General features: G+C 60.8%; 23 protein-coding genes and 1 riboswitch. Of the genes, 10 read left to right on the top strand and 13 right to left on the bottom strand.

Annotated features, from left to right (window positions below):
• Positions 1 to 67 precede the first annotated feature (67 nt).
• From I3J13_RS12435 to I3J13_RS12405, 8 genes are all read right to left on the bottom strand, one after another.
• Positions 68 to 2854: a TonB-dependent receptor gene (locus tag I3J13_RS12435; RefSeq protein ID WP_236000909.1), complete on the bottom strand. Its 2787-nt coding sequence runs from the start codon at positions 2852 to 2854 to the stop codon at positions 68 to 70.
• On the bottom strand, positions 2787 to 3101 hold the full coding sequence (locus I3J13_RS25740; protein ID WP_236000907.1) for a hypothetical protein: 315 nt from the start codon (positions 3099 to 3101) through the stop codon (positions 2787 to 2789). Before I3J13_RS25740 ends, I3J13_RS12435 begins: the two co-directional genes overlap by 68 nt.
• Positions 3067 to 4062 (bottom strand): FecR family protein, encoded by a 996-nt coding sequence (locus I3J13_RS12430; protein ID WP_196378986.1) that lies wholly within the window; start codon positions 4060 to 4062, stop codon positions 3067 to 3069. The genes I3J13_RS25740 and I3J13_RS12430 overlap by 35 nt, the downstream gene beginning before the upstream one ends.
• A 111-nt stretch (positions 4063 to 4173) precedes the next feature.
• Complete coding sequence (locus tag I3J13_RS12425) at positions 4174 to 4674, bottom strand: RNA polymerase sigma factor (protein WP_003524633.1); 501 nt, start codon at positions 4672 to 4674, stop codon at positions 4174 to 4176.
• Positions 4675 to 4862: 188 nt separating this feature from the next.
• Positions 4863 to 5615, bottom strand: a complete 753-nt coding sequence (locus I3J13_RS12420) for an ABC transporter ATP-binding protein (protein WP_003524635.1) — start codon at positions 5613 to 5615, stop codon at positions 4863 to 4865.
• Positions 5609 to 6676 carry a FecCD family ABC transporter permease gene (locus I3J13_RS12415; RefSeq protein WP_020813248.1) on the bottom strand — a complete coding sequence of 356 codons (1068 nt, stop codon included), beginning with the start codon at positions 6674 to 6676 and terminating at the stop codon, positions 5609 to 5611. The genes I3J13_RS12420 and I3J13_RS12415 overlap by 7 nt, the downstream gene beginning before the upstream one ends.
• Entirely contained in the window at positions 6673 to 7812 is a 1140-nt protein-coding gene (locus I3J13_RS12410; RefSeq protein ID WP_059753331.1) for an ABC transporter substrate-binding protein, read from the bottom strand. Before I3J13_RS12410 ends, I3J13_RS12415 begins: the two co-directional genes overlap by 4 nt.
• Positions 7813 to 7908: 96 nt before the next feature.
• Complete coding sequence (locus I3J13_RS12405; protein ID WP_035262089.1) at positions 7909 to 9042, bottom strand: ABC transporter substrate-binding protein; 1134 nt, start codon at positions 9040 to 9042, stop codon at positions 7909 to 7911.
• Between the two features lie 113 nt (positions 9043 to 9155).
• Here I3J13_RS12405 and I3J13_RS12400 point away from each other — a divergent pair, with 113 nt between their 5' ends.
• Complete coding sequence (locus I3J13_RS12400; RefSeq protein ID WP_174039930.1) at positions 9156 to 9986, top strand: class I SAM-dependent methyltransferase; 831 nt, start codon at positions 9156 to 9158, stop codon at positions 9984 to 9986.
• A gap of 117 nt (positions 9987 to 10103) precedes the next feature.
• On the opposite strand, the gene I3J13_RS12395 is transcribed toward I3J13_RS12400, so the two are convergent.
• The 5 genes from I3J13_RS12395 to I3J13_RS12375 form a co-directional block, all read right to left on the bottom strand.
• Complete coding sequence (locus tag I3J13_RS12395; protein WP_196378985.1) at positions 10104 to 10583, bottom strand: pseudoazurin; 480 nt, start codon at positions 10581 to 10583, stop codon at positions 10104 to 10106.
• A complete protein-coding gene (locus I3J13_RS12390) occupies positions 10580 to 11380 on the bottom strand; it encodes an ABC transporter ATP-binding protein (protein WP_196378984.1) in 801 nt (266 codons plus the stop codon). Before I3J13_RS12390 ends, I3J13_RS12395 begins: the two co-directional genes overlap by 4 nt.
• Positions 11377 to 12405: a FecCD family ABC transporter permease gene (locus tag I3J13_RS12385; RefSeq protein WP_080857332.1), complete on the bottom strand. Its 1029-nt coding sequence runs from the start codon at positions 12403 to 12405 to the stop codon at positions 11377 to 11379. The genes I3J13_RS12390 and I3J13_RS12385 overlap by 4 nt, the downstream gene beginning before the upstream one ends.
• Positions 12402 to 13433 carry an ABC transporter substrate-binding protein gene (locus I3J13_RS12380; protein WP_196378983.1) on the bottom strand — a complete coding sequence of 344 codons (1032 nt, stop codon included), beginning with the start codon at positions 13431 to 13433 and terminating at the stop codon, positions 12402 to 12404. Before I3J13_RS12380 ends, I3J13_RS12385 begins: the two co-directional genes overlap by 4 nt.
• A 158-nt stretch (positions 13434 to 13591) precedes the next feature.
• A riboswitch (cobalamin riboswitch) is annotated at positions 13592 to 13826 on the bottom strand.
• A 39-nt stretch (positions 13827 to 13865) separates the two neighbouring features.
• Positions 13866 to 14744, bottom strand: coding sequence for a GNAT family N-acetyltransferase (locus I3J13_RS12375; RefSeq protein WP_196378982.1), 879 nt, complete (start codon positions 14742 to 14744; stop codon positions 13866 to 13868).
• Positions 14745 to 14947: 203 nt separating this feature from the next.
• On the opposite strand from I3J13_RS12375, the gene argE reads away from it, so the two are divergent.
• From argE to I3J13_RS12330, 9 genes are all read left to right on the top strand, one after another.
• Complete coding sequence (gene argE / locus I3J13_RS12370; RefSeq protein WP_196378981.1) at positions 14948 to 16072, top strand: acetylornithine deacetylase; 1125 nt, start codon at positions 14948 to 14950, stop codon at positions 16070 to 16072.
• 23 nt (positions 16073 to 16095) lie between these two features.
• The gene (locus I3J13_RS12365) at positions 16096 to 17019 is read left to right on the top strand and encodes a 2-hydroxyacid dehydrogenase (RefSeq protein ID WP_196378980.1); all 924 of its coding nucleotides are present in this window, start codon (positions 16096 to 16098) and stop codon (positions 17017 to 17019) included.
• A gap of 26 nt (positions 17020 to 17045) precedes the next feature.
• Positions 17046 to 17402 carry a cupin domain-containing protein gene (locus I3J13_RS12360; RefSeq protein ID WP_035264219.1) on the top strand — a complete coding sequence of 119 codons (357 nt, stop codon included), beginning with the start codon at positions 17046 to 17048 and terminating at the stop codon, positions 17400 to 17402.
• Positions 17399 to 17854: a GNAT family N-acetyltransferase gene (locus I3J13_RS12355; protein WP_078053503.1), complete on the top strand. Its 456-nt coding sequence runs from the start codon at positions 17399 to 17401 to the stop codon at positions 17852 to 17854. Before I3J13_RS12360 ends, I3J13_RS12355 begins: the two co-directional genes overlap by 4 nt.
• 128 nt (positions 17855 to 17982) lie before the next feature.
• Entirely contained in the window at positions 17983 to 20025 is a 2043-nt protein-coding gene (locus tag I3J13_RS12350) for a hydantoinase/oxoprolinase family protein (RefSeq protein WP_196378979.1), read from the top strand.
• 3 nt (positions 20026 to 20028) lie between these two features.
• Entirely contained in the window at positions 20029 to 21996 is a 1968-nt protein-coding gene (locus I3J13_RS12345; protein WP_196378978.1) for a hydantoinase B/oxoprolinase family protein, read from the top strand.
• A 141-nt stretch (positions 21997 to 22137) separates the two neighbouring features.
• Positions 22138 to 23601, top strand: coding sequence for an aldehyde dehydrogenase family protein (locus tag I3J13_RS12340; protein WP_196378977.1), 1464 nt, complete (start codon positions 22138 to 22140; stop codon positions 23599 to 23601).
• A gap of 13 nt (positions 23602 to 23614) precedes the next feature.
• Entirely contained in the window at positions 23615 to 24658 is a 1044-nt protein-coding gene (locus I3J13_RS12335; protein ID WP_196378976.1) for a tartrate dehydrogenase, read from the top strand.
• 15 nt (positions 24659 to 24673) lie between these two features.
• A complete protein-coding gene (locus tag I3J13_RS12330) occupies positions 24674 to 26131 on the top strand; it encodes an NAD-dependent succinate-semialdehyde dehydrogenase (RefSeq protein ID WP_196378975.1) in 1458 nt (485 codons plus the stop codon).
• Positions 26132 to 26449 lie beyond the last annotated feature (318 nt).

Raw genomic sequence — 26449 nt, 5'->3', positions numbered from 1 at the left:
TCCTGTGGCGAAGGCGTTTCATCTCCGGGACGGGCTGCAACCCAGCCCGGAGAATTTCTTCCACGGTTCAGAACTTCACGTTCATCGTCGCGATAAAGGTGCGGCCTGGCGCCGTGTAGGCGCTTGCCGCCGGGATGTATTTGCGGTCCGTCAGGTTATTGACGGCGAAGCGAAGCGTGGCCTTGTCGTTGAAGGCATAGGAACCGTAGAGATCCACCGTCGTGTAGGGATCGGTCACCTCGCGCAGATTGCCTTCCGTATCCAGCGTGCGCGACTGCGTCGGCGTAACGTGGTTGAGCCTTGCGCCCAGCGAGAATTTTTCATCGAAGAAACGCATGCCGCCATCGAGCGTCAGCTTCACCTTGGGCGCGACGTCGCCCGGCCAGGCAACGATTTCGCCCGTTGTGGTGGTCGTGCCGTTGGAAAAAACCTGTGTCTTTTCAGGCCATTCTGTTTTCAGAAATGTTGCCGAGCCGCCGATCCAGAAACTGCGGGCATCGTAGTTGCCCTCGAACTCAAGCCCGCGCATATAGGTCGTGCCGTCCAGATTGACGAAGCTGGTATAGGTGCGGTCGAGAACCTGATCCGTAACGAGATAACCGAGCGCGATATAGTCCTTCACCTCGCGGCGAAAGGCAGCCATTTTGATGCGAATGGAATCGTCGTCCAGCAGCACGCCGTCGAAGCTCATATTCGCGCCGACTTCGTAGGTCGTCGCCTTTTCGGCACGCAGGGCCTGGTTCGGAGCGTATTCGTATCCGGGGCTATCGCCCGGACGCGCACCGGCAAAAAACGCCTCGAGAATTGTCGGCGGACGCAGACTCTGGGAATAGCTCACATAGGGGCGGAACCAGTCGACGGGTTTCAGTTCGATCGTCGCGGAAGGTAGCCATGCGCTGTAGGTATGGTCTATCTCCACGTCATAGGAGGGATATTCCGTTGAGTAAGTGGTAGCATAGTAAGTCGTTCCGGCATCGCGCCACCGGCCGTCAATGATTTCGCCCCTGGTGGCGGGCCAAACGTTGTTCAAAGTATTGCAGGAACTTGCCCTCTGGGCCGCAGTGAAAGTACGGCCACCAAACACCCCAGTCATGCAGATGGCGTAGACGCGGCTGTAGGTCGCCGGCAGGTATTGTGAAACATACGTGAGATAACTGTCTGCCGAGCCAACAATACGGTTTGAGCCTGTAGCGACTGTAACCTGATTGTAATATGTCGTGCGCCCCTTCAGTCGCGACCAGTCATACCGAACACCGCCGCTTAACGTGATCCAGTCTGCAGGTTCCAGCTCACCGTTGAAAAATAGGCTCGCTACATCACGTCGCCCTGCCGGGCTAAAAGCGGTATAACTACTGGCATAAGAGGGGTTATTTTCGATGGTGGAACTGGTGGCAATCGAAGAAGCAATATCTCGAAAAGCCTCGACGCCGTAGTTAAGGCTAAGCTCGCCTGCCGGTGTAGTGGCACGACTGGTGTTTTCAACGCTAACGCCGAAACTCCGTAGGCCCATGTCAAGATTGGTTTCAGCCGCATATCCTGCGCTCCCGGCTCCAGTGCGCGCCGCCCGCAGTTCATGCGTCATATTATCGTTGAGCCACAGCGACGACTTGAGGTCTATGAGTTCACTCTCCGGGTCCCAGTCAAGCTTCGCGACGACGCTGTCGTTTCGCACGCTTTCCCGGTCGATCACCGTGGAAGCGCCCTGAACGAAGTCATTCTCCTGATGCATCCAGGACAGCGAAGCCTTCACGTCGCCGAAGTCGCCTTCGCCCTTGAAAAAGGTCGACCAGCCGTCGCGGCCGAGCAAATCCTTCATCGTCAGCGCGGTGCTGCGAGCCTCGCCTTTTGTTCCGATCTTGTATTCATCCATGATCGTGCGGCTGTAGCCGGCGACGAAGGAGAGAGGACCATCCGGCGAGCGAACGGCGCCAAGAACCGAGCCCTGAAAATCATAACCATTGGTGCCGCGGGAAACATTCACTTCCCCGCCCTTGTTTTCACCCTCGGCAATCAGATCATCAGCGCTGACGGTTCGGAACTCGACCTTGCCGCCCAGAGAGCCGGCATTGCCTGAGCGCGCATTGGTTATTTTCTCGATCTCGACGGCACGGATGAAAGCGACATCCACATAACCCTGCCCGGCGCTTGCGGTGTAGCTCGTGGCGCCGCCGAAGGCCGCACCACGCTGCGCATTCTGCCGCGCGCCATCGATGGAGACGACCACGCGGCCGCTTTCCTGCAAACCGCGCACATTGGGCGAAACGGTAGGGAAGCTGCCATTGCCCTCGCCGGCATAAACACCGGAAACCCGGTTGAAAACATCGCGCGTGTTGCGCACCCCGGCCGACTGGATCGCCTCACGGCCGACCACGCTGACACTGGCGGGCGTTTCATAAACCCAGTCGGGCGTCCCCTGATAACCGGAACCGGCAATGGAGTTGCGCCCGGTCTTGCCGGTCAGGGTAATGGTTTCCAGAACCGTCGTACCCTCCGCGGCGGAAAGATCGACGGTCGATTGCCCCGTGCCGATGACGACGGTTCTGCCATTGCCGGCGATACGGAAATTGACGCCCGTTCCCGCCAGCAACCGTGACAGCGCCTCCCGCACCGTGAAACTGCCGGTGACGGCATTGGTGCGCACATTGCCCGCCGCCGGCGTGGCAAGCGTGACCTGAAGGCCGGATTGCCGCCCGAAAGCACCCACGACCGATGACAGCGACTGGGCGGGAATATTGAACGGCCGCGTCGCCCCCTGCTCACCGCCTGGACGCTGGGAATTGGCGGTGTCAGCTCCGGTCTGGGCCAGAACGGGCGTCGCGAATGAAACGGCGACCGCCGTTGTCGCCAGCAGCAAAGCCCTGCGAGCCTGCTTTGCTGCTTTTTCCCCTGAACCGGTCTTGCATGTCTGGAGGCGCATATTGCTTTTGTCTTCCTGTCTTTCGCTCCGGATATATCTTGACCGGATTACTCAACAAAAAGACGATTGCCTCGTCGATTTTTTTCAGGCTTTCGGAAGAAATTTTATAAATTACTGAAAATAAATATGATTTTTTGTTTCGCAATATTTCAGAAGCGGGTGATGATGCGGGCGCTGCCGCCAATCGCATGCACCTTGCCCTTGTAGGGTTCCACCAGGGCTTCCAGCGCGCGATCCGGATCGCGCAGATCGTAAAATCCTGTCACCCTCTGCTCGGCAAGCCGCTTGTCGGCCATGGTCAGCCACGCCGGATGGTAACGCTGGATCTGCTCCACGACCGAGCCTATCGTCGCATCGACCACATAGAGTTCACCGTTGCGCCAGCCGCCAATATCCTCGACGGAAACAGTCTCTTTGCGGATCGCGCCGGAAGCGTCGACAATCAGCATCTCGCCCGGCACCAGCCGCGTTGGCGGCGCATTGCGGAAAGACGCCTCCACGGAACCGTGCGCCAGCGCCACCTGGGTTACGCCATCCGTCAGGTCGACGTCGAAAGCTGTGCCCAGCACCTGAACGGTCACGTTTTTTGCCTCCACGACGAAGGGACGCGTTTTGTCCGGCACGACGTCGAAAAAGGCTTCGCCCTTCAGCACCGTCACGTTGCGGCGGCCATTCGTGAAATCCGTTGAAAGCGCGCTCGCGGCGGCAAGCTGCACTTTGCTGCCGTCTTCGAGGGTGATCGTGCGGCTTTCGGCAGTGGTGGTCTGATAGTCAGCCTCCAGGCGAACGAAAAATGCCGGAACGAACAGCGCCGCAAGACAGAGGGACGCAGCCGCCACGGCCGCGCCGGCATAGTGCCGCACGGACCAGCGCCGCCGCTGCGGCTTTGTCGCGGCCTTGCCGGGCAGATGCGGCGCATCTTCCCAGAGGTTCTTAAATTCTGGCTCCGCCAGGCCGAGATTGCGCCACGTCTTGCATGTTCGTTCCCAGGCGAGACGGTTTGCCGGCGCTGCCGCCAGCCATTGCTCGAATTCCGCCTTCAGCCGCGGTTCCGCCGAGCCAGACTGCAAGCGCAGCAGCCAGTCGGCCGCCTCTTCCGCCTTACCGGCCGGCAATTCAATTTTTTTCTCTGGATCAATGGTCATTGAACCGGGCCAGTTCCTTTGCGGGGCGGAGGAGAAGCGTCGTCTTCTGCATTGCTATAAAGACGTTTGAGGAAGAGATTTTTTTCACAGGGCGGGACAATCGGGACTATTTTACTTCATTTCTTTGGTAATCGCGGCAATGCTGCCCTTGATCAGACGATGTGCGCTGGCCACGGACACGCCAAGGTGACGCGCAATCTCCTCCATATTGTAACCACCGAATCTGTGCATTTCCAATGCCACCCTTGCCTGAACCGGCAGGCCGGCCAAAATAGTCCGCATCTGCCGGACTTCGTCACAGAAAAGGGCATGCTCCTCCGGCGTACCATTGTCCTGCGGCACGCCCCAGAACGGCGTATCGTCCGGCCGTTCCCGAAGGTCCTGGCGGCTGCGCCGGCGATTGTCGAGCGCAAGATTGCGAACGATGCGAAACAGATAGGATTTGAGATTGGAAGGATTGCCGGAGGCCTCGGGAACGAATTTCAGGAAGGCTTCCTGAACCACGTCCTCCGCATCCGCCCGCGACCCCAGAATGAGGGTGGCGTATTTGATCAGGTCGACCCTATGCGCGACGTAAGCGTTATAACGCTTGTCATCTTCCCGTATGCCCATGTCTCAACCGAGAGAAATTTCAAGGATCGACGAAACCTGCCGCCCCCGAATGGCCGCGCAGTTCTGCCGCTCAAAGCTCTAGCATCCAAACCGTGGATCGAACAGATATTTCATGACTATTATCATCAAGAATTTGTGCAGGCCGCATCGAGCAGACCCGGCAGCAAGCGCGGCCGGGTCTTGACCTGTCAGATGGCCCCGTCGACGATGACCATCGGCCTGCCCTGCGAGCAGGGCTCGATACGGGCATCGATGCGATAGATATCGCGCAGCATCTCCGGGGTTATCACCGCCTCCGTGCTACCGCTCACCACCATTTCACCGCGCGCGATAACCATCGTATTGGCGCAATAACGAAGCGCATGGTTGAGGTCATGCAGGGCGATCAGCACGATCATACCGGTCTTCTGCGCCAGATCGGTAACGAAGCCCAGAACCTCGATCTGCCGGTGAAGATCGAGCGCGGATGTCGGCTCGTCCATCAGCAGCACTTCCGGCTTGCGCGCCAGCGCCTGCGCCAGCGAAACAAGCTGGCGTTGACCGCCGGACAATTCGCCAAGCCCGCGGAAAGCAAGGTCATGGATTTTCAGCGCCTTGAGAATGGCGTCGATCTCGAACAGCTCATCGTCATGGACTCGCCAGCCGCCGCCCTGCTTGGCGGAAAGAAGTACGGATTCATAAACGGTCAGCACGGCGTTGGCGCCGGTATCCTGCGGCATGTAGCAGATGGCGCGGTTGCCGCGGGCCGTATCGGAGAGTTCCACCAATCCGGGACCGGAAATCAGGCTGGCGATGCGCTTGAAAAGCGTCGACTTGCCGGCGGCATTCGGGCCGATCACAGCCGTCACACTGCCGCTTTCCAGCGTATCGATGCCGACCTTGGAGAGAACCGTGATGCGCCCATAGGCGGCGCCGACATCTTTCAGTGCGAGCGCTACCATGCGCGCCTCCTGTTGCCGAAAATAAGCGCGAAGAAGAACGGAACGCCGACGAGCGCCGTGATGACGCCGATCGGCAGAATAGCGCCGGGAATGAGAATCTTGCTGATGACCGAGGTTGCCGACAGAAGCAGCGCACCGCAGATCACCGAGCCGGGCAGGAAGAAACGCTGGTCCTCACCCACCACCATGCGGGCTATGTGCGGACCGACCAGCCCGACGAAACCGATTGTGCCGACAAAAGAGACTGGAATGGCCGCCAGCAGGCTGACCGTCAGCATGGTCGTCAACCGCAGCCGCCGGACATTGATGCCCATGCTGGCCGCCTTGTCATCGCCGAGCCTCAGCGCCGTCAGCGCCCAGGCATTGCGCATGAACAACGGCACGGTGACGAGGAGGATGGCGGCGGTGATATAGACCTTGTCCCAGGTCGCCTTCGTCAGGCTGCCCATGGTCCAGAAAACCACGGCGGCAAGCGCCTGTTCGGAGGCCAGATATTCGAGCAGCGACAACGCCGCATTGAAGGTGAACACCAGCGCGATGCCGAGCAGCACGATGGTTTCGACCGTCACCCCGCGAAGCGTCGAGGCGAAATGGATGAAGAGAGCAGCGACCATGGCCATGATGAAGGCGTTGATCGGCACCATGTAATGCACGGCGCCCGGAAAGATCGCCACGCCGCCAACCAGCGCCAGCGCCGCACCGAAGCTTGCCGCAGCCGAAATGCCGAGCGTGAAGGGGCTGGCGAGCGGGTTCGACAGGATGGTTTGCATCTGCGCACCTGCAACCGAAAGCGACGCTCCCACGGTCACCGCCATCAGCGCGATCGGCATGCGAATATCCCAGATCACCACCCGAAGCTGGTTTCCGACGGCGGCCGGATCGGCAATCGTCGCCAGAACCTCGGAGAGCGTGTAGCGCGCCGGACCGAGCGCCATGTCGGCGGCCATGCTGAAACACAGCGCGATAAAAAGCCCGAAGAGGATGATTATCCTGCGCGCGGCAAGGGCGCGATATTGATCGCGCCCACTGATGCCAACCGCGCTTTCATTCAGCGAACTCATTGGTTCAAACCTTTTTCGAGCGAGGCGAAATAGCCCGGCTTGTAGGTGACGGGCAGGAATTTGCGGTGAAATTCCTCAAAATTCTTTTCCGGATCGAGATCGGCGAAGAGATCGGGATGGAACCACTTGGCGAATTGCTGGATCGGGAAGAATTCGTAGGGCGCGCCATAGAACTGGTGCCAGACGGCATGGACATTGCCTTGCTTCACGGCCTTCAGTTCCGGAAACGGCGTGCGCTTCATCAGGTTGGCCAGTCGCTCACGCGAGAGAGCCATATCCGCCCCGCGTCCGACCGGAACGAACTGGTTGATGTCGGATTCGGCAGCCCAATTGGAACCGGTGACGATGACGTGGTCCGGATCGGCAACGACGAGCTGTTCGGGATTGAGATCGCCGAAGGTCGTCTTGATGATGCCGTCGGCAATGTTGTGGCCACCGGCGAGATCGACCATCGCGCCGAAATTGACCGGTCCGAAAGTGCGGCAGCAATTGTTTTCGCCGGAAATGCCGGGCGCGCGTTCAATGAAGACGTTCGGGCGCTTCAGGTCCTTGACGCTGGCGAGCCGGTCGGTCACGCGGGCGATTTCGGCGCGGCGATAGGCGATGAATTCCTTCGCCCGCTCTTCGGCGCCGAAGAGTTTGCCGAGAATTTCGACCGAGGCTTCGCTGTTCTTTTCAGGATCGATGCGGAAATCGAGATAGATGATCTTGATGCCTGCGGCGGCGGCCTTTTCTTCGAAACCGCTCTCCTTGGCGGATTTCTCCGCTTCCAGATTGAGGGTGATCACATCGGGCGAAAGGGTGATGGCCGTTTCCAGGCTGAAATCGCCCTGCGGCACGTAACCGAAGCGCGGCAGCTTCTCGATCTGCGGAAAACGCTCGACATAGGCGGTGTAGCTGTCGGGGTCCTTCTTGAGAAGATCGTCACGCCAGCCGACAATGGTGTCGAAGGTCTTGTCGCCCTTGAGCGCGGCAATGACATGCACCTGGCGCGCCTCACCGACGATGACGCGTCTGGCCGGCAGGTCCAGCTCGACTTTGCGACCGGTGACATCGGTAATCTCGGCAGCCAGAACCGGCACGGCGAGAAGGGAGAAAGCCAGCACCGCAAGATGCCTGAGAGCGTTGAGCCGCATGAGAAGTCCTCATTGAGTTCCAAAACAAAGCGATAAAGCCGCATGGCTGCGGCTTTATCCATCGGTTGGACGGCGCTCCCCTTCACCGTCCCTTTATTACCTGGCGTCCTTCAGCGAAACGAAGTAGCCGGGCTTGTAATCGAGCGGCAGGAAGCGGGCATGCAGTTCCTTGAAGGTCGCCTCCGGGTCGAGGTCCTTGAAGAGGTCCGGATGCAGCCACTTGGCGATTTCCTGAACGGCCACGAACTGATAGGGGTTGTTGTAGAACTGATGCCAGATGGCGTGGACATTACCGTCCTTCACCGCCTGCACGCCGGTGAAAGCCGGGCGCTTGGTCAGGTTTTCAAGCTTGCGATGGGCTTCCTTCAGATCCGCGCCATAACCGACGCCGACCCAGTTGCCGCCCGGAACATAACCGTTCCAGTTGCCGCCGGTGATGATGATCTGCTCCGGGTTGGAGGCAATGATCTGTTCCGGATTGACGGTGCCGAAGGTGCCGGGAATGATGTCCTTGGCCATGTTGACGCCGCCGGCAAGCTCCACCATCTTGCCGAAATTCTCGTTGCCGAAGGACATGCAGCAATCGTCGGAGTAACCGCCGGCGCGCTCCATGAACACGACAGGCTTCTTCGGATTGGCCTTTTCGAGCGTATCGGTAACCTTGGCGATGGAGTCGGCGCGGAACTTGATGAAGTCCTCGGCGATCTTTTCCTTGCCCGTCAGCTGGCCCATGAGGCGCATGCTCGGCTCGGTATTTTCCATCGGCTTTTCACGGAAATCGACGTAGACCAGCGGAATGCCGACCTTGGCGAGCTTTTCGATATAGCCCGCTTCTTCGGTCGCCGTCTTGGCGTCGATATTCATCAGGATCACGTCAGGCTTCAGGGCGACAGCCTGTTCTATGTCGAAAGTGCCGTCCTTCATGCCGCCGAATGTCGGCAGCTTGGCGATTTCCGGATACTTTGCGAGATAGGCCGCATAGGTTTCCGGGTCGGCTTTCGTCAGATCGTCGCGCCAGCCAACCACGTGCTGGAAAGGGTTTTCCTTGTCGAGCGCAGCCAGGAAATAAATCTGGCGACCTTCACCGAGGATGACGTGCGATACCGGCACATTCACCTCGACATCGCGGCCCGTCACATCCTTGACGGTGACCTTTTCGGCGAATGCCGGCCATGCGGCGGATACGAGAAGGCCAAGGGCAAGTGCCGCAGATTTGGCTGAGATGCGCATCGGATATTGCTCTCCAGTGTTGACTGGCGCGGCTGTATTATTTTCTGACTATACTAGTCAACATTTATGTTTTAGAGCCATTCTTAACTGACCGGTACGTGAGTTGAAGACCGATGATCGACACAATCCAATATGGCAAAAACGACAGTCTGAGAGACGAAATCAAATCCTATTGGTCCGGCCGCGCCGCGACTTTCGACCTTTCCCCCGGACATGAAATTTTCTCCGAAGACGAGCGCGAGGCCTGGCACGCGCTTATCCTGAAACATCTCGGCCGCGGAGAAGGCCGCAGGGCGCTCGATCTTGCCAGCGGCACCGGCGTCATCTCGCACCTGATGGACGATCTCGGTTTTCAGGTCACCGGCATGGACTGGTCGGAAACCATGCTGGCGCTTGCCCGTGAAAAAGCGAAAAGCCGTGGCCGCAGCATCCGCTTTTTCGTCGGCGATGCCGAAAACACGATGGAGCCGGATGAAAGCGCCGATGTCATCATCACCCGTCATCTGGTCTGGACGCTGGTGGACCCGCAGGCAAGCTTTGCCGAATGGTTCCGCGTTCTGAAACCGGGCGGACGGCTTCTGATCGTCGACGGCGATTTCGTGAATACCGGCTGGCGCGAAAAACTGGTGAAGAAACTGGCGGCCAGCCTCGAAAGCATCGGCCTCGTCAAACCGGACCAGCCGCACAAGCCGGCGGACCCGGAAAACACCTTCAACAGCATTCTTTCCCGCGTTTATTTTTCGAAGGGCGCAAGGGCCGGCGATGTCGCGGCGCTGTTACGTGCGACCGGCTTCGAACCTGTCGCAATCGATCAGGAGCTTCAGGCCATCCACCGTGCCCAGGCGAAAAATTTCAGCCTGCTGAAAGGCATTCTGCGCGGGCTGCAGCATCGTTATGCCGTGTGCGCGGTGAAGCCGGGAGACTACTCCGTCACCCCGGACTAGATCGGGGACCCAGTGCGATCAAGTCCTTGATCGCAAAAGACTCTTCCCACGGCGCAGACGCGCCGTGGCTGGATACCGGATCAAGTCCGGCATGACGGATGAGAGCTCAGTGCGGCCTCATTTTTCCGCCTGCTCGAAGAGGTCCTCGAACCTTGGCTTCGCCCGGCCGGGTACGTCCACTGTCCGGTAGCTCTGCGGCAGGGTCGCCTCGCCGACCTTGATCAGCATGACCATGCCCATACCGTAATGCGGCGAGCATTTGATGCCGTAAAAGCCCGGCTTTTCAAACCCGGTCTCGAATTCGTCATTGATCCGGCTTTTGAAACCTTCGACACTTTCCGGGATCATGCCATCGATGGTCGCGGCATTGTGGCTCTTGTGGGTGGGCACGAAGCGCACGCGGTCGCCAGGCGCTATTTCGAGAAAATCGGGTTCGAATACCATCGGGCCTTTTTCGCCCCGGCTCAGCATTTTCACCTCGAAGGTTTCGGCTGAAGCCTGAAGCGGAAAGCCCGTGAACGCCACGGCAATAACGGCAGCGGCGCAAAACAGTCTGGTCGTTGCAGCAGCGTTTGTGAGCGTCGTCAATGTCATCATCGTACCAGTACTTTCCTTGGATGCTCGGCCCGCCCATGGGCCGGCAGAAACCGAATATGGGAAAAGCCGCCCTCATCCGTGGTGACGACGCATTCCACCCCGAAGACGGCGGCTATTCTCGCCGGTGTCAGAACCTCCCGCGGCGGACCGACCGCAATCATCTCGCCCCGGTGCATGATGGCGACGCGATCGCAGAACATGGCGGCGTGATTGAGATCGTGTAGCGCCGCTACGACGGTCAGGCCCTGCCGGCGCACCAGATCGAGCAGGCCGATCTGGTGACCGATATCGAGGTGGTTGGTCGGTTCGTCCAGAAGCAGGATATGCGGCTCCTGCGTCAATGCGCGGGCGATATGCAGGCGCTGGCGTTCGCCGCCCGACAGATGGTGCCAGTTGCGCTCCGCCTTGTCGGCCATGTCGACATTGGCAAGTGCTGCATCAACGATGGCGTCATCCTGCTGCGACCAGGCGGAAAGCGGCCCGAGATAGGGCGTGCGCCCAAGCTCCACCGCCTGTCGTGCGGTGATGCGTTCGGTGGTTTCGGCCTGCTGCTCCACGAAGGCGAGCCGGCGGGCAAGGTCTCGCCGTCCCAATGAGGCAAGCGGCTCACCCCCGAGCGTAACATGCCCCCGGCGTGGTTTGCGAATGCCTGCCAGCATGGAAAGCAGCGTGCTTTTGCCGGAACCGTTCGGTCCGATGACGCCGAGAAACTCACCGGAACCGACATCGAGCGAAACGCCGCGCACGATATCGATATTGCCGGCGTGGAAATGCAGGTCGCGGGCGGATAATTTCATGAACGCCCCCTCTTCTGCCCGAGGATGAAGGCAAAGGCGGGCGCGCCGACGAGCGCGGTGATGACGCCGATGGGCAGCACCTGCCCCGGAATGACGATGCGCGAGAGAATATCCGCGATGATCATGAAAACCGCGCCGGTCAGCGCCGTCACCGGCAGCAATATGCCATGACGAACGCCGACGAAGATGCGCGCGGCATGCGGAATGACGAGGCCCACGAAGCCGATGGAGCCGACCAGAGACACCATCGCAGCCGTCATGATCGCCGAAACGGAGATCAGCACGGCATAGACCCAGCGCACCGGAATGCCGAGCGAGGCAGCCGCCTGACCGCCGAAGGCGAAGGCATCGAGCGCCCGGGCATACCAGAGACACACTGCAAGTCCCGCAAGGCTGACCGGAAGCGCCAGCCAGACATCCGGCCAGCGCACGCCCGAGAGGTTGCCCAGCAGCCAGAACATGATGCCGCGCGCCTGTTCGGCATTAGCGGATTTGGTGACGATGAAAGAGGTCATGGCATTAAACAGCTGCGACCCGGCCACCCCCGCCAGAATGATGGCGCTGTTGCCATGTCCCGCCCGCACAGCCAGAAGGCTGACCAGCGAAAACGCGACGAAGGCACCGATGAGCGCCCCGGCCGGCATCGTCAGGAACCCCGCTCCGAAGCCAAGCAGCGCGACAGCGACGGCACCGGTGGAGGCGCCGGCGGAAATGCCGAGAATATAAGGATCGGCAAGCGGATTGCGCAAAAGCGATTGCAGCACCGCCCCGGCAAGCGCCAAAGAAGCGCCGCAACAGGCGGCGACGACCGCGCGGCTGAGACGATAACTCCAGACAATGCCCTCATCCAGCGGTTCCAGCGGATAGGCCGCATGGAAGACGCGGTTGGCGATTGTTTTCGCCACGACGTCAAAAGGAATGGCGGTCTCGCCGATGGCCGCCCCGGCCATCAGCGCGACGAGCAGCAGGGCGAGCGCGGCAAAAGCCAGCCCTACCCTGCCGAGATGGATGGAAAGACCGTTCACTTGGCGAGGCCGGCAGCCGAAATCGCCTCGGCCAGCGTTTCGATGCCTTCAATGGTGCGAATGGTCGGGTTCATCGCCTGCGCATCCATCTCGAACACATGACCTTCCTTGACGGCGGGCATGATGCTGGCCACGGGATCGGTGGCGAGGAACTTCAGCTTGACGGCGACATCGTCAGCCGGGAAACGGCGGCGATCCATCTTGCCGGCAACGATGATGGAGGGATTTGCCTTGGCGATGGTTTCCCAGCCGACGGTCGGCCATTCTTCATCGCTTTCGATGACGTTCTTTAAGCCCAGCGCGGACATGATGTAGCCGGGAGCGCCATTGCGGCCGGCCACATAGGGATCGATATCCAGCTCGGCGCTGGAGAACCAGAAGACGGCCGAGAGCTTGCCGTTGGCGGAGGCGATCTTGGCGCGGGCGGCTTCTTCACGCTTCTTCAGGTCGGCAACGACTTCTTCACCGCGATCCTGCACGTTGAAGATTTTGGCGAGATCGCGGATTTCCTGGTAGATCAGATCCATGGTGAAGACGGTGTTGCGCACGCCGTCGCCGCCGCCGGAATTGTCCTTGCCCATGCAATCGGCGGGCGAGGTATAAACGGGAACGCCAAGCTCGGCGAATTGCGCCGGTGTTCCGACAACGCCTTCCGGGCCGATCTGCCACTGGAACTGCGTCGTCACAAGGTCCGGCTTCTTGCCGACGACAGCCTCGAAGCTCGGATCATTGTCAGCCAGACGCTCGACCCTGGCATTGGCCTCCTCGTAGCCCTTCAGAACCGGACCGATCCACAGCGCCGTGCCGACCACCTTGTCGGCGAGGCCGAGGAGGTAAAGAACCTCGGTTGTGCTCTGGCCGACGGACACGGTGCGGGCGGGCGCCTGCCTGAAGGTGATCTCCTGACCGCAGCTGTTGATCGTCAGGGGATAGGTGGTTTCGGCAGCATTGGCGGCGGCGACAGGCAAAACCGCAAGCGCAGCGGCCAGAAAGCCGGCATGGACCGGCAGGCGTCTAGAATGAAACATGTGTTCTCCAGTCGAAAGTAAATCTTATTCCAGAGCAGCAGGCGTCAGAACGCGCAGCAACAGCGGGACGTCTTGTACGGAGAACGGCAATAGGACGCAAACGAAATGTTATGAAATAACATTACAATCTCCTCCTCCGGGCTTCCCCGCCCGTAACGATGGTTTATATTTCGACGGCAGGTCTCCTGGCTCACGGATTTGCGTCACTCATCTGCCTTCCCGCATTCCGGAGAATACAGTGGCATGACGCCTTGAAGCGTCACGGGGATGAACGACAATCCGCTTACAGTTGCGGGGGCAGCCACGGCATTGGGCGAAAAAGATCGCCCGCACCATGTTCCCTATTAATCCCTTCGCCTTTCGGCTGCAGGAACCGTCGCTTTTTCACATAAGGGGCAAGAGGCGGGGCGTCAATTGCGATAGTGCCGCACCTCAGCACAAAGACGGGCCTGCCAGGGCGAAAATCTTTGCGGAACCGGAGCCTGCCGGTTGCGGCGCGCCTTTCGACATGGTGGTGAGCGTTTCGATCACCACCAGCCCGGATTGCGCTAGGAACTCGGTCAGAAGACCGCTATCCCGCACGGCGTCGAGACGGACAAGCTGATCGTCGAGATCGGAAAAATGCCGCCTGACCAGCGCAATCGCATCCGCCTCGTCACCGGCGACGACCGGGCCGACAATATGACCCCGCCCCGCCGCACGCCGCAATGCAAAGGCGGCAAGACGATCGGCCTCGAACAGGCCGTAACCCGTATTTTCCCGGAGAAGGCGTTGCAGGACACCCCGGCGCGAAACACCGAAAGCCGTCCGATCCAGATCCGCCACGGCGGACAAATGATCCTCGGACAGCGGCTCGATTCTCTGTTTTCTTCCAAGTGTCGGCATCTCGGCAGGGCAGCGCGCCTTGCCGCGCAGGAGATGTACTTTTTCCGTATCTCCGACAAAACCCAGCCGTGCGAAAAGCCGTCGCGAGGCTTCCGTGGCGTTCAACCGCAGGGCCGCGTCAGGGTAGCCCGCAATGAGCTGGCCCACCAGCCATGGTGCGACGCCCTGCCCCTGCAAACGGGGGGAAACGATGACCATGCCGACCGTCGCGAAACCCTCATCATAGGGAAACAGCATTGCCGTTGCGACAACGCGATCGATTTCGTCAAGCGCGGCAAGGCCGACGCCGCACTGCCGCAGGAAACACCATTCGTTCGCGTGATATCGCCATCCGACAGCCATTGACAAAGCATGCAGATGATCGGCCTCTACATCGGCGATATCCACTGTCCGCAACTCGAAACTATCGACTTTGAGCAGCTCCATGACAAACGGCTCTCATTCCCTCCGGCGCGGAACCTTGATCCCGGCAGCCCAGCTCACGACATCCGAAGATAACCAGCCTCGTCAGCAGGAATTTTCCGAAAGCGCTGGAAGGACACAACAATCTACTGAAATCACCCGTATTTCAGCAGATAAACGCCGCAGGCCGCTCTAAGCTTTTCGGCGTTGAAGCGACGGAGACAGCCATGAACGCAATCGACATTCTGGAGCGTCTTGTCGGCTTCCCGTCGGTGGTCGGAACCGCCAATGGCGACATTGCCGGATGGATCGCCGATTATCTGGAAAGCCACGGCGCGAAAGTATCGCTGCTTGCCGGCCCGGAGGGCGACCGCGCCAATCTCTTTGCCAGCTTCGGCCCGACCGATATCAGCGGATACATCTTGTCCGGCCATATGGATGTGGTGCCTGCCGGTGAGCCGGAATGGTCTTCCGATCCCTTCACGTTGAGAGCCGAAGGAGAGCGTCTCTACGGACGCGGAACCACCGACATGAAAGGGTTTCTGGCCACGGTTCTCGCCGCAGCACCGGCATTTTCACGCATGGCGCTGAAGCGGCCCGTTCACATCGCCTTTTCCTATGACGAGGAGGCGGGCTGCCGCGGCGTTCCGCATCTCATCGCCCGATTGCCGGAACTATGCGCAAAACCGGCGGGCGCGATCATCGGCGAACCGAGCAATCTGCGCGCCGTGCGCGCCCACAAGGGCAAGGCCGCCGCACGCATCACCATTCGCGGCCGCTCCGGCCATTCCTCGCGGCCGGATCAGGGCGTGAACGCCATTCATCTGATGACCGGCATCATGGCAAAGGCGGTCGAGACCGCACAGGCTCTCACCGAGGGTCCTTTCGAAGCGACGTTCGAGCCGCCCTATTCCTCCCTGCAGATCGGCACGGCGAAAGGCGGACAGGCGATCAATATCATCCCCGATCTCTGCGCCATCGAACTGGAGGCGCGGGCGATTGCTGGCGTGTCGCCGGTCGCCCTGCTCCAGCCGGTGCGCGACGGCGTCGAAGCGCTCGCCGCCGAGGGCATCGACATAGAATGGACGCCGATGAGCGATTATCCGGCGCTGTCCCTTGCCGCCGATGCGCCGCTCGTGAAGCTTCTGGAAGAATTGACCGACGCGCCCTGCATCGCCGCCGTCAGCTATGGCACGGAGGCCGGGCTTTTTCAGGCGGCCGGCATCGACGCCATCATCTGCGGCCCGGGCGATATCGGCCGCGCCCACAAACCGGACGAATTCATAACGGCCGGCGAACTGTCGGCTTGCCAGTCAATGCTGGAAACACTGGCGAACCGCTGCACGGTTTAAACCTTCGGAACCACGGATTTCAGATGACTTTCTTCTTCAATTCCGACGCGAAGCGCGGCGAGATTTTCCGGCAGGCTCTGGCCCGCGACCTGCCGGAACTGCCCTTTTCGATGGATGCCGAAAGCGTCGATCCGAATGCTGTTCGATACCTCATTACCTGGACCGTGCCGGAGGATATCGGCCGCTACCGCAATCTCGAAATCCTGTTTTCCATCGGTGCGGGCGTCGATCAGTTTCACATCGATGCCGTCCCTGCGCATGTGAAGGTCGTGCGCATGGTGGATGAAGGCATCATCCGCATGATGCAGGAATATGTGAGCCTCGGCGTGCTGGCGCTTCACCGCAACCTGCCGGTCTATTTGAAGCAGCAGCGCCAGCAACTCTGGAAGGCCTTGCCGCAGCGTCAGGCGGAAGACTGCCGGGTGGGCGTTCTCGGCCTCGGCATGCTGGGCGTTGCGGCGCTGGAACGGCTGAAACCCTTCGGTTTTCCTCTTTCCGGCTGGAGCCGTTCACCGCGCGAGATCGATGGCGTGACCTGCCATCATGGCGAAGCCGGATTATCCACGATCCTTTCGACCAGCGATATTCTCGTTTGCCTGCTGCCGCTGACCGACGAAACGACGGGACTTCTGAATGGCGAACGCCTGGGGATGCTTCCCGAGGGTGCGGGGCTGGTTCACGCCGGGCGCGGCAAACAGCTCGACCACGACGCCCTCATCGATGCGCTGGACAGCAGCAGGCTTTCGGGCGCCGTGATCGACGTCACCGATCCGGAACCGCTTCCGGAAGACCATGCCTTCTGGACGCATCCGAAAATTCTCCTGACGCCGCACATCGCCAGTGTCACCCAGCCGCATTCGGCAGCACGCACCGTTGTCGAGAACATAAAACGATACCAGTCCGGCCTCGAGCCGCTCGGCCTCGTCGACCGCAATCGCGGATATTGATCATCCCGTTCCAGGAAAGGACACCCATGCCACTTCTCAAGACCATCGACACGCACCCTGCCTTCGAACCGAAAGCCTCCAAGGCCCTGCCGGAACGCCTTATCTCCGGCGATCCGTCCTTCAAGACCTGGCCGCTGGACGAAGCCCGCAACGGCACCGTCCACACCGGCATCTGGGAAGCGACGCCAGGCGAAAGCCGTTCGATCAAGGGCGAAACCTTCGAATTCTGCCATATTCTCGAAGGCGTCATCGAAATCACGCCGGAAGGCGGCGAACCGCTGCGTTATACGGCTGGCGACAGCTTCGTCATGAAGCCGGGCTTCGTCGGCGTGTGGAAAACCATCGAAACCGTCCGCAAGATCTATGTTACGGTGAACGGATGAACTGGGAACCGGCCATTTTCGAAATCACCCGCGACGGCTACGTGCTGAGCACCGATCCGGCACGGGTGGATTTCGATCTGGTCCATGGTTTTCTCGCCCGCGATTCCTACTGGGCGCAGGGAATGACCGCCGACCGGCTGAAGCGGGCGCTTTCGCATTCGCTGCCGGTCGGCGTTTACGCCCCTGACGGCTCCATGGCCGCCTTCGCCCGTCTGGTGACGGATTATGCCGTTTTCGGCTATCTGCGCGATGTCTTCACGGTGGAGGATCATCGCGGTCGCGGCCTTGCGTCCTGGATCGCCACCGAGATACGCAAACACCCGGAGCTTTCGACGGTATCGAGCTGGATGCTGGCGACCCGCGACGCCCATGGCGTTTACGAAAAGGCCGGCTATCGCGCAGCACCTCATCCCGAATATTACATGACGGTGCCGAAACCCGGCGAGGGTTGAACAACCCTCCCTATGGGTCACCCCGGCCATCCTCATAACCTGGGGCTATGACCCTTACCCCATAAATGCTTGGCCCTTTTCCGGTCCCGATGACAGCATCGTCCGCACTGGAAAAGGAGACGGAAGAGATGGGATATCGCATTGGCGTCGATGTTGGCGGGTCGTTTACGGATTTTGCCGTGTTCGACGATGGCACAGGCGCGCTTTCCACCCTGAAGGTGTTTTCCCGCCCCGATGCGCCCGGAGAAGAAATCCTTCTCGCGCTCGATACGCTGAAAAAGCGCGACGGCATCGAAGCGAAGGACGTTTCCTATTTCACCCATGGAACCACCGTCGGCGTCAACACCGTCATCCAGCGCAACGGCCAGAACGTCGCGCTGTTCACCACCGAAAATTTCGAGGACGTGCTGGGCGTTGCACGCCTGAAAATTCCGCAGATCCACAATCTCTATTCCGTGCGACCGGAACCGCTCATCCCGCGCGAACGGGTTTTCGGTATCGCCGAGCGCATGCTGGCGACCGGCGAGGTAAAGCTCACCCCGAACGAAGAGAATGTGGCGCAGGCTGTCGCCGGCGCACTTGCAGCCGGTTGCGACGGTATTGTGCTCGCCTTCCTGCATTCCTACCGCAACCCTGAAAACGAACGGGCCGTGAAGGCGATGATCGAACGCATCGCGCCGCAATTGCCGGTGGTCTCCTCTGCCGAGACATGGCCGATCATCCGCGAATATGAGCGCACGGTCACCGCCGTCATCAGCGGTTATGTCCAGCCGCGCGTCGCACATTACCTCGACCGTTTCGAAACGGTGCTACGCAGGCAAGGCATTGCCTGCCCGCTGCTCATCACCAAGACCAATGGCGGCGTCATGGGCATCGATCAGGCGCGGCGGGAATGTGTGCAGATGATCCTCTCGGGCACCGCTTCCGGCGTCATCGGCGCGGGTTATCTGGCAAAGGCCAGCGGCTTTGAGCGAGTGATGAGCCTCGATATCGGCGGCACCAGCGCCGATGTCGCCGTTATCCTTGATGGCGAGGCCCAATATGGGGTCGGCGAGCTGATCGGCGATTTCCAGATTCATGTCCCCTCCGTTTCGGTCAGCTCCGTCGGCCAGGGCGGCGGCTCGGTCGCATGGGTCGACAGCCTCGGCCTGTTGCAGGTGGGGCCTGAAAGTGCCGGCTCGACGCCGGGACCCGCCTGTTACGGACGCGGCGGCGACCGCCCGACGATCACGGACGCCATGGCGGCCGCCAATCTCATCGGCCATATGCCGCTCGGTTATGGCGCGGTAACCGTCGATCACGCCGCATCGCGCGCCGCGCTCTCGCCGCTCGCCGAAAAGCTCGGCCTTTCCGTCGAGGCGCTCGCCGGAAACATCGTCGATATCGCCGTCTCCGGCATGTATGCGGAGGTGAACGCCCTGACCTCCCGTTTCGCCATCGACCCGCGCGAATTTCACCTCTTCGCTTTCGGCGGCGCCGGCGCGATGCTCGCCTGCTTCCTCGCCCGTGAGCTGGATATGAAGGGTGTGGTGGTGCCGCCCACCCCGGGCGTCGTTTCCGCGCTCGGCGGCCTGATTGCCGATCTGAAGAACGATTTTATCCGCACCACCTATTGCGATGTGAACGACGGGGAGGTCTCCGATCTCGCCCCCCTTCTCGCCGAAATGCAGGAAACCGGCCGCAACTGGCTGAAGGAACAGGGTTTTAACAGTGATTGCGAGATGCGGCTTTCCGCCGACATGCGCTATCGCGGCCAATCCTACGAAATCGAAACCACGCTGCAGCCGGAGTGGCTGGGCAGCGGCGACGCCGGCGCGATAAACAGGGCTTTCCATGAGGAACATGCCCGCCTCTACGGTCATTCCGATGAACGGGCGGCCGTGCAGATGGTCAATCTCAGACTTGTCGTCTCCGGGAAAACACCGAAGCCGCCGCTTCGCGAGACAGGCATGGCCGCCGGCCCCGCAACACCTCGCTTTCACACGAAAGGCTGGTTTGGCGGCATGGAACACGACATGGCAATCTATCACCGCGACGATCTGGCGAGCGGTCACGATTTCGACGGCCCCGCCATCGTCCTTCAGGACGATACCACCACCGTGGTGCCGCCCGGCTTTACGGTCCATGTGGACCGTTTCGGCAATCTCGTCATTACCAAGCGGGAGTTTTGACCCATGACCATCGATCGCCGCAATCTCAAGGTGCTCGCCAATTTCTGCTCGGCCGCCGCCGATGCCATGGCCTTTACGCTGATGCGCACCGCCCATTCCGCCTTCGTCAAGGAAACCGAGGATTTTTCCTGCCAGGTGGTGACGCGCGAGGGGCTGGCCTTCGCCAATCCCCGGCAATTCGGTGCGCCCTGGTATAGCGGCATCGATTACGCGCCGCTGCTTTCCATGTTCGAGGAATATGAAGAGGGCGATATCTGCATCACCAACGATCCCTATAGCGGTTTCGTCGCCACTCACTCGCCGGATATTCACATCTGGAAACCGGTCTTCCATGAGGGCAAAATCGCCTGTTTCGTGGTTGGGCATATCCACAATACCGATGTCGGCGGCGCGGTTCCCGCCTCATTGTCCCGCTCGCTTTCCGAAATCGAGCAGGAAGGCCTGCGCATTCCGCCGGTCAAGCTCGTTCGCAAAGGCAGGCTCGACCCCTTCATCATCGACATGATGAAGGCCAATGTCCGCATGCCGGAACAGAATATCGGCGACCTCCACGCCCAGATCGCCTCCGTCAATATCGGCGAACGCAAAATGCAGGAGATCGTCGCCCGTTTCGGCTTTGACGATTTTCTGGACGGTGTGCGCCAGATTTTCGACTATGCGGAAGAGCAGACCCGGCAAATCCTCACCCGGGTGCCCGATGGCGACTATTTCTTTGCCGATTATGCCGATGAGGATTCCGTTGGCGGCCGGCCATGCCGCGTGGCGCTGACGCTGAAAATCCGCGGCGGCGAAGCCATCCTCGACTATACCGGCAGCGACCCGCAGCTCGGCTCGTCGCTGAACATGCCAACCGGCGGCCGCGAGCGGCATTCACTCGTCATGGTCGGACTGACCTATGTGCTTTATACGCTCGATAACAGCCTGCTTCTGAATGCCGGCACCCTGCGCCCGGCGCGGGCCGTGCTGCCGGAAGGCACGATCGTCAATTGCCAGCGCCCGGCCGCCGTCGGCATGCGTTCGCTGACCTGCGCCATGACGCAGATCGTCACCATCGGCGCTTTTGCAAAGGCCCTGCCGGAGCTTATTCCCGCCGCCTCACCCGGCGGAAACGCCATCATGAACATCAAGACCAGCGATAGGAACGGCCGTCCGGTCATGGCCTCCATAGGCCCGGTTGGCGGCGGCGGCGGCGGCACGCCCTTCTGCGACGGCAGCGACGGCGCGGGCGGCGCCACCGGTTTTCTGCGCAACACGCCGATTGAAATCAGCGAAGCGGAAGTACCGATCCTTTTCCGCCGTTATGGGCTGCAACGCGACACCGGCGGGGCGGGCCGTTTTCGCGGCGGGCTTTCGGCTGTCATGGAGTTTGAAATATCCTCCCCGGAAACGGTGGTCACGGCCCGCAACCGCAACCGTTCGGTGATGGCGAGCTGGGGTGTCAATGGCGCAGGTCCGGGGCTGATTTCCCGCTTCCTCCGCAATCCCGATACCGAGGGCGAAATCTCGCTCGGCAATACCGATATCGTCCATTGCGATCCGGGCGATGTCATTCGAGTCGTCGGGCCGGGAGCCGGCGGTTACGGCGACCCCTTCACCCGCCCGCCGCAGGCCGTGCTGCGCGATGTGCGGCGTGGTGCGGTCTCGGCAGAAAATGCTGCAAGACACTATGGGGTGGCGCTCAATGGTGATGATATCGACGAAGAGGCGACGGCTGCCCTGCGCGCCGCGCCGCGCCGGAAGACGGACGATATCATCAGCTACGGACCGGAGCGGCTCGCCTTCGAGGCGGTATGGACCCGGGAACGCTATGATCTTCTGACGCAATTCCTGCAAAAATCGCCCGTGGGATGGCGCTTCTTCCTGAAACACCGGGTGTTTGAAGCGGTCGAAAACGAGGGCGATGATCCTCGCCCCCTTAGCGAGCGGATGGCCGGGATTTTCGACCGGATAAGCGCCCGCTACGGCGTTTGACCTGCGGCATATACCGGCCGCCGAAGATTGCGCTGTCTGCCGGTGGCAAAACAGGATTTTCATTCACCGCCCGCGCCGCAGTCGGTCGATGCTGCTTGCCATCAGGGATTAGCGTTGGGGCATATCCAAAGAGGATTCCACATGACGCTCAGCTTCGATCCAGACAGCTTATCCCTGCCGATCGGCCACTTCATCGGCGACCGGCTGGTTCCAGCGGCAAACGGCATCGACATGCACCGCCCATCGGACGGCATCGAATATGCCGGTTGCCCCAAGGCGGATGCGGCGCTGGTCGATGAGGCAGTACAGACTGCCAAGGCCGCGTTGAAGAGCAGCAACTGGGGCGGCGTGCGCCCGCGCGAGCGCACAAAGGTCTTGCAGCGCTGGGCCGACCTGATCGAACAGGAAGCCGAGACGCTGGCGAAAATCGAGGCACTCTCTTCGACCCGACCGGTAGGCCAGCTGATCGCCGGCGATATCGCCGTCACCGCCGAACAGATCCGTTTCTTCGCCGAATTCGCGGACAAGGAAGGCGGCGATCTGGTGCCGACAGACGATGCAAGCCTCGGCATGATCATGACCGAACCCTATGGCGTCGTCGGCGCCATCACGCCGTGGAATTTCCCCGTCTCCATGGCCGGCTGGAAGCTCGGCCCGGCGCTCGCGGCAGGCAATGCCGTAGTGCTGAAACCGTCTGAAATGACGCCCTTCTCCAGCATCTTCATGGCGCAGCTGGCGATCAAGGCCGGATTGCCGGCAGGTCTCATCAACATCGTGCTGGGCGACGGGCCCATGACCGGCAATGCCATCACCGGACACCCTGATATCTCCAAGGTCAGCTTCACCGGCTCCACGGCCGCGGGCGCCGCCATCATGGCCAACATTGCCCGCACCGGCATCAAGCCCATGACGCTGGAACTCGGCGGCAAGAGCCCGCAACTCGTCTTCGCCGATGCCGATATCGAGAAGGCGGCAGCGGCCATCGCCGGCAATATCCTCTCCAATGCCGGGCAGGCCTGTGTGGCGGGCTCGCGCATCATCGTCGAGGAAAGTGCTGCGGATGCCCTTTCCACTGCCATCATCGCCCGCATGAAGGCGGTGAAGCCCGGCCCGACCTGGGACGAGACGACGCAATATTCGCCGATCATCTCAGAGGTGCAGCGCAAGCGCATCGACGGCATCGTGCAGGCGGCGGTCGCCCATGGCGGCGAATGCCTGACCGGCGGCGCGATCATGGACGGTCCCGGCTATTTTTATCAGCCGACGTTGATCGCCAATGTCGACCAGACCTCCCCTGCCGTCACCGAGGAAATCTTCGGGCCGGTGCTGACGCTGCAGACCTTCCGCACGGAAGAAGAGGCTCTGGCGCTTTCCGACCATCCGACCTACGGTCTGGCGGCGGGTCTTTTCAGCCGTGACGTCTCGCGCGTCATGCGCCTGTCCCGCGCCATTCAGGCGGGCACGATCTGGGTCAACCGTTATGGCCGCTCGCGCGACCATATATTGCCGACCGGCGGTTACAAACGCTCCGGCATCGGCAAGGATCTCGGACGCGAGGCCTATCTCGCCAACCGCAAGAGCAAAAGCGTCCTTATCGGACTGTAACAGGGGAAATGTCTTGAAAACGCATCGCATCGCACTCATTCCCGGAGACGGCATCGGCAAAAGCGTGACGGACGCCGCATGGCAGGTTCTCAACGCCGCCGCCAAAACCTCCGGTTTTGCGCTTGAAGGAACGGAACTCCCCTGGTCCTGCGCCTTCTACAAGGAAACCGGCGCGATGATGCCGAAGGACGGCATCGAAACCCTGCGCGGCTTCGACGCCATCCTGCTCGGCGCGGTCGGCTGGCCGGCGGAAGTGCCGGACTCGGTCTCGCTGCACGGCCTGCTGCTGCCGATCCGCAAGGCTTTCGTGCAATATGCCAATATCCGCCCGCACCGGCTTCTGCCCGGCGTGCAGGGGCCTTTGAAGGCCGATGGCTTCGACATTCTCTGCATCCGTGAAAACACGGAGGGCGAATATTCCGGCGCCGGCGGCCGCGTGCATCAGGGCACCGATGACGAAGTTGCGGTCGAAACCTCGATCTTCACCCGCAAGGGCGTGGAGCGCATCCTGCGCTTCGGCTTCGAACAGGCGCAGAAGCGTCGCGGCAAGCTTGCCTCCATCACCAAGTCCAATGCCCAGAAGTATTCGATGGTGTTCTGGGACGAGGTGACCCACAAGCTCGCCACTGAGTATCCCGACGTCGAGGTTTCCAGCTATCACATCGACGCCATGGCGGCCCGCATGGTTATGGCCCCGGAAAGCCTCGATGTCGTCGTCGCCTCCAACCTCTTCGGCGATATTCTGACCGACCTCGGCGCAGCCATTCAGGGCGGTCTCGGCTTTGCCGCTTCCGCCAATATCAATCCTGACCGCAGCGCGCCTTCGATGTTCGAGCCGGTGCACGGTTCGGCCCCGGATATTGCCCATCTCGGCATTGCCAACCCCATCGCCGCCATCTGGTCCGGCGCGATGATGCTCGAGCATCTCGGCGAAAAAGACGCGGCCGTGCGTATCATGACGGCGCTGGAAACGGCGACCGGCCGGGGTATAGGCACAGTGCCGGGCAAGGACAAGACAGACGCCATCACCGCCGCCATTCTTGCGGCGCTCGACTGATTTCGGAGAATTATGATGCAGGGCTTGAAGGACAAGGAACTCTTTCGCCAGACGGGCTTGATCGGCGGCGCATGGAAAGCGGCGGCATCGGGCAAGGCGGTCGACGTGATCGACCCGGCGACGCAGGCGGTCATCGGCACCGTACCGGATATGGACGGCGCGGAAACCCGCGCGGCCATCGAAGCCGCCAACGCCGCCTTCGGCCCGTGGAAAAAGAAAACCCACGCGGAGCGCGCAGCGCTTCTGGAAAAATGGTTCGCGCTGATGATCGACAATGTCGACGATCTCGGCCTGATCCTGACCACCGAACAGGGCAAGCCGCTGGATGAAGCGAAGGGCGAAATCCGCTATGGCGCATCCTTCGTCAAATGGTTCGCGGAAGAGGCTCGTCGTATCGGCGGCAGCACCATTCCTTCCCCAACGCCGGATCGGCGTATCGTGGTGCTGAAAGAAGCAGTCGGCGTCTGCGGCATCATCACCCCGTGGAATTTCCCGAACGCCATGATCACCCGCAAGGTCGCGCCCGCACTTGCGGCCGGCTGCACCGTGGTCATCAAGCCTTCGGAATTCACGCCCTATTCGGCGCTGGCGCTCGGCGTTCTTGCCGAACGGGCCGGCATTCCCGCGGGCGTCATCAACATCGTCACCGGCATGCCGACGGAAATCGGCAATGAAATCATGGCCAACGAGACGGTTCGGAAAATTTCCTTCACCGGCTCCACCCGCGTCGGTTCGCTTTTGATGCGGGGGGCTGCAGATAGCGTCAAGCGCCTGTCGCTGGAACTGGGTGGCAACGCGCCCTTCATCGTTTTCGACGATGCCGATCTCGATCTCGCCATCGAAGGCGCGCTGGTTTCGAAATTCCGCAACGGCGGCCAGACCTGCGTTTGCGCCAACCGCATTCTCGTGCAGTCGAGCGTTTATGACGCGTTTGCGAAAAAACTGGCGGATCGTGTCGACGCCATGAGGGTCGGACCCGGAACGGAAGCAGGCGTTTCCATCGGCCCGATGATCAACGAGCCGGCCATCGCCAAGATCCGCGCCCATATCGATGACGCGGTTTCCAAGGGTGCGAAGATCATCACCAGGCCGCACGATCTGCCGGAAGGTCCGCAATATACCGCCCCCGTGGTGCTGACCGGCGCCACGACCGGGATGCGGCTGGCAAGCGAAGAAACCTTCGGACCGGTAGCACCGCTCTTCCGTTTCGAGACGGAAGAAGAAGCCATCGCCATCGCCAACGGTACGCCCTTCGGCCTCGCCGCCTATTTCTATACCGAAAGCCTGAAACGCGCCTGGCGCGTGGGTGAGGCGCTGGAATTCGGCATGGTCGGCCTCAACACCGGCGCGATCTCCACCGAAGTCGCCCCCTTCGGCGGCGTCAAACAATCCGGCCTCGGCCGTGAGGGCGCACAGGTCGGCATCGAGGAATATCTGGAGATCAAGACGTTTCATATTGGCGGGCTTTCCTGAGCCCGCTTCCTTCTCCCCGCCTAAAGGGCCGCTCTGCGGCCCTTCTTTTTGTGTGGAGGCAATAAAACGGCCGGACAGCTGCTGTTAGACTGATGGAACGCCCACAAACCTCTCCTCCGTCATGCTCGGGCCTGTCCCGAGCATCTGCTACCGATTGATTTTACGATAGGTGGACAGATCCTCGGGACAAGTGTACAGCCCGGAGACATAGTTGACAGATGTTCGGAGACATCCCTGACACTTTTTCTGCTTGGCGGAGGAGTGTCGGGATGGCTTGGCGGGAGATTTCTGTCATGGATCAACGCACAGAGTTTGTGA

The organism is Agrobacterium leguminum, from assembly GCF_015704895.1.
GTDB classification, from domain to species: Bacteria; Pseudomonadota; Alphaproteobacteria; order Rhizobiales; family Rhizobiaceae; genus Agrobacterium; species Agrobacterium leguminum.
The sequence above is the reverse complement of the archived record's forward strand: the minus strand, read 5'-3'. Positions and strand labels throughout refer to the sequence as shown.

Coding starts and splice junctions, on each gene's coding strand:
- I3J13_RS12430 (WP_196378986.1), bottom strand. CDS start 4,062: ATGACCATTGATCCAGAGAAAAAAATTGAATTGCCGGCCGGTAAGGCG.
- I3J13_RS12425 (WP_003524633.1), bottom strand. CDS start 4,674: ATGGGCATACGGGAAGATGACAAGCGTTATAACGCTTACGTCGCGCAT.
- I3J13_RS12420 (WP_003524635.1), bottom strand. CDS start 5,615: ATGGTAGCGCTCGCACTGAAAGATGTCGGCGCCGCCTATGGGCGCATC.
- I3J13_RS12415 (WP_020813248.1), bottom strand. CDS start 6,676: ATGAGTTCGCTGAATGAAAGCGCGGTTGGCATCAGTGGGCGCGATCAA.
- I3J13_RS12410 (WP_059753331.1), bottom strand. CDS start 7,812: ATGCGGCTCAACGCTCTCAGGCATCTTGCGGTGCTGGCTTTCTCCCTT.
- I3J13_RS12405 (WP_035262089.1), bottom strand. CDS start 9,042: ATGCGCATCTCAGCCAAATCTGCGGCACTTGCCCTTGGCCTTCTCGTA.
- I3J13_RS12400 (WP_174039930.1), top strand. CDS start 9,156: ATGATCGACACAATCCAATATGGCAAAAACGACAGTCTGAGAGACGAA.
- I3J13_RS12395 (WP_196378985.1), bottom strand. CDS start 10,583: ATGATGACATTGACGACGCTCACAAACGCTGCTGCAACGACCAGACTG.
- I3J13_RS12390 (WP_196378984.1), bottom strand. CDS start 11,380: ATGAAATTATCCGCCCGCGACCTGCATTTCCACGCCGGCAATATCGAT.
- I3J13_RS12380 (WP_196378983.1), bottom strand. CDS start 13,433: ATGTTTCATTCTAGACGCCTGCCGGTCCATGCCGGCTTTCTGGCCGCT.
- I3J13_RS12375 (WP_196378982.1), bottom strand. CDS start 14,744: ATGGAGCTGCTCAAAGTCGATAGTTTCGAGTTGCGGACAGTGGATATC.
- argE (WP_196378981.1), top strand. CDS start 14,948: ATGAACGCAATCGACATTCTGGAGCGTCTTGTCGGCTTCCCGTCGGTG.
- I3J13_RS12365 (WP_196378980.1), top strand. CDS start 16,096: ATGACTTTCTTCTTCAATTCCGACGCGAAGCGCGGCGAGATTTTCCGG.
- I3J13_RS12360 (WP_035264219.1), top strand. CDS start 17,046: ATGCCACTTCTCAAGACCATCGACACGCACCCTGCCTTCGAACCGAAA.
- I3J13_RS12355 (WP_078053503.1), top strand. CDS start 17,399: ATGAACTGGGAACCGGCCATTTTCGAAATCACCCGCGACGGCTACGTG.
- I3J13_RS12350 (WP_196378979.1), top strand. CDS start 17,983: ATGGGATATCGCATTGGCGTCGATGTTGGCGGGTCGTTTACGGATTTT.
- I3J13_RS12345 (WP_196378978.1), top strand. CDS start 20,029: ATGACCATCGATCGCCGCAATCTCAAGGTGCTCGCCAATTTCTGCTCG.
- I3J13_RS12340 (WP_196378977.1), top strand. CDS start 22,138: ATGACGCTCAGCTTCGATCCAGACAGCTTATCCCTGCCGATCGGCCAC.
- I3J13_RS12330 (WP_196378975.1), top strand. CDS start 24,674: ATGCAGGGCTTGAAGGACAAGGAACTCTTTCGCCAGACGGGCTTGATC.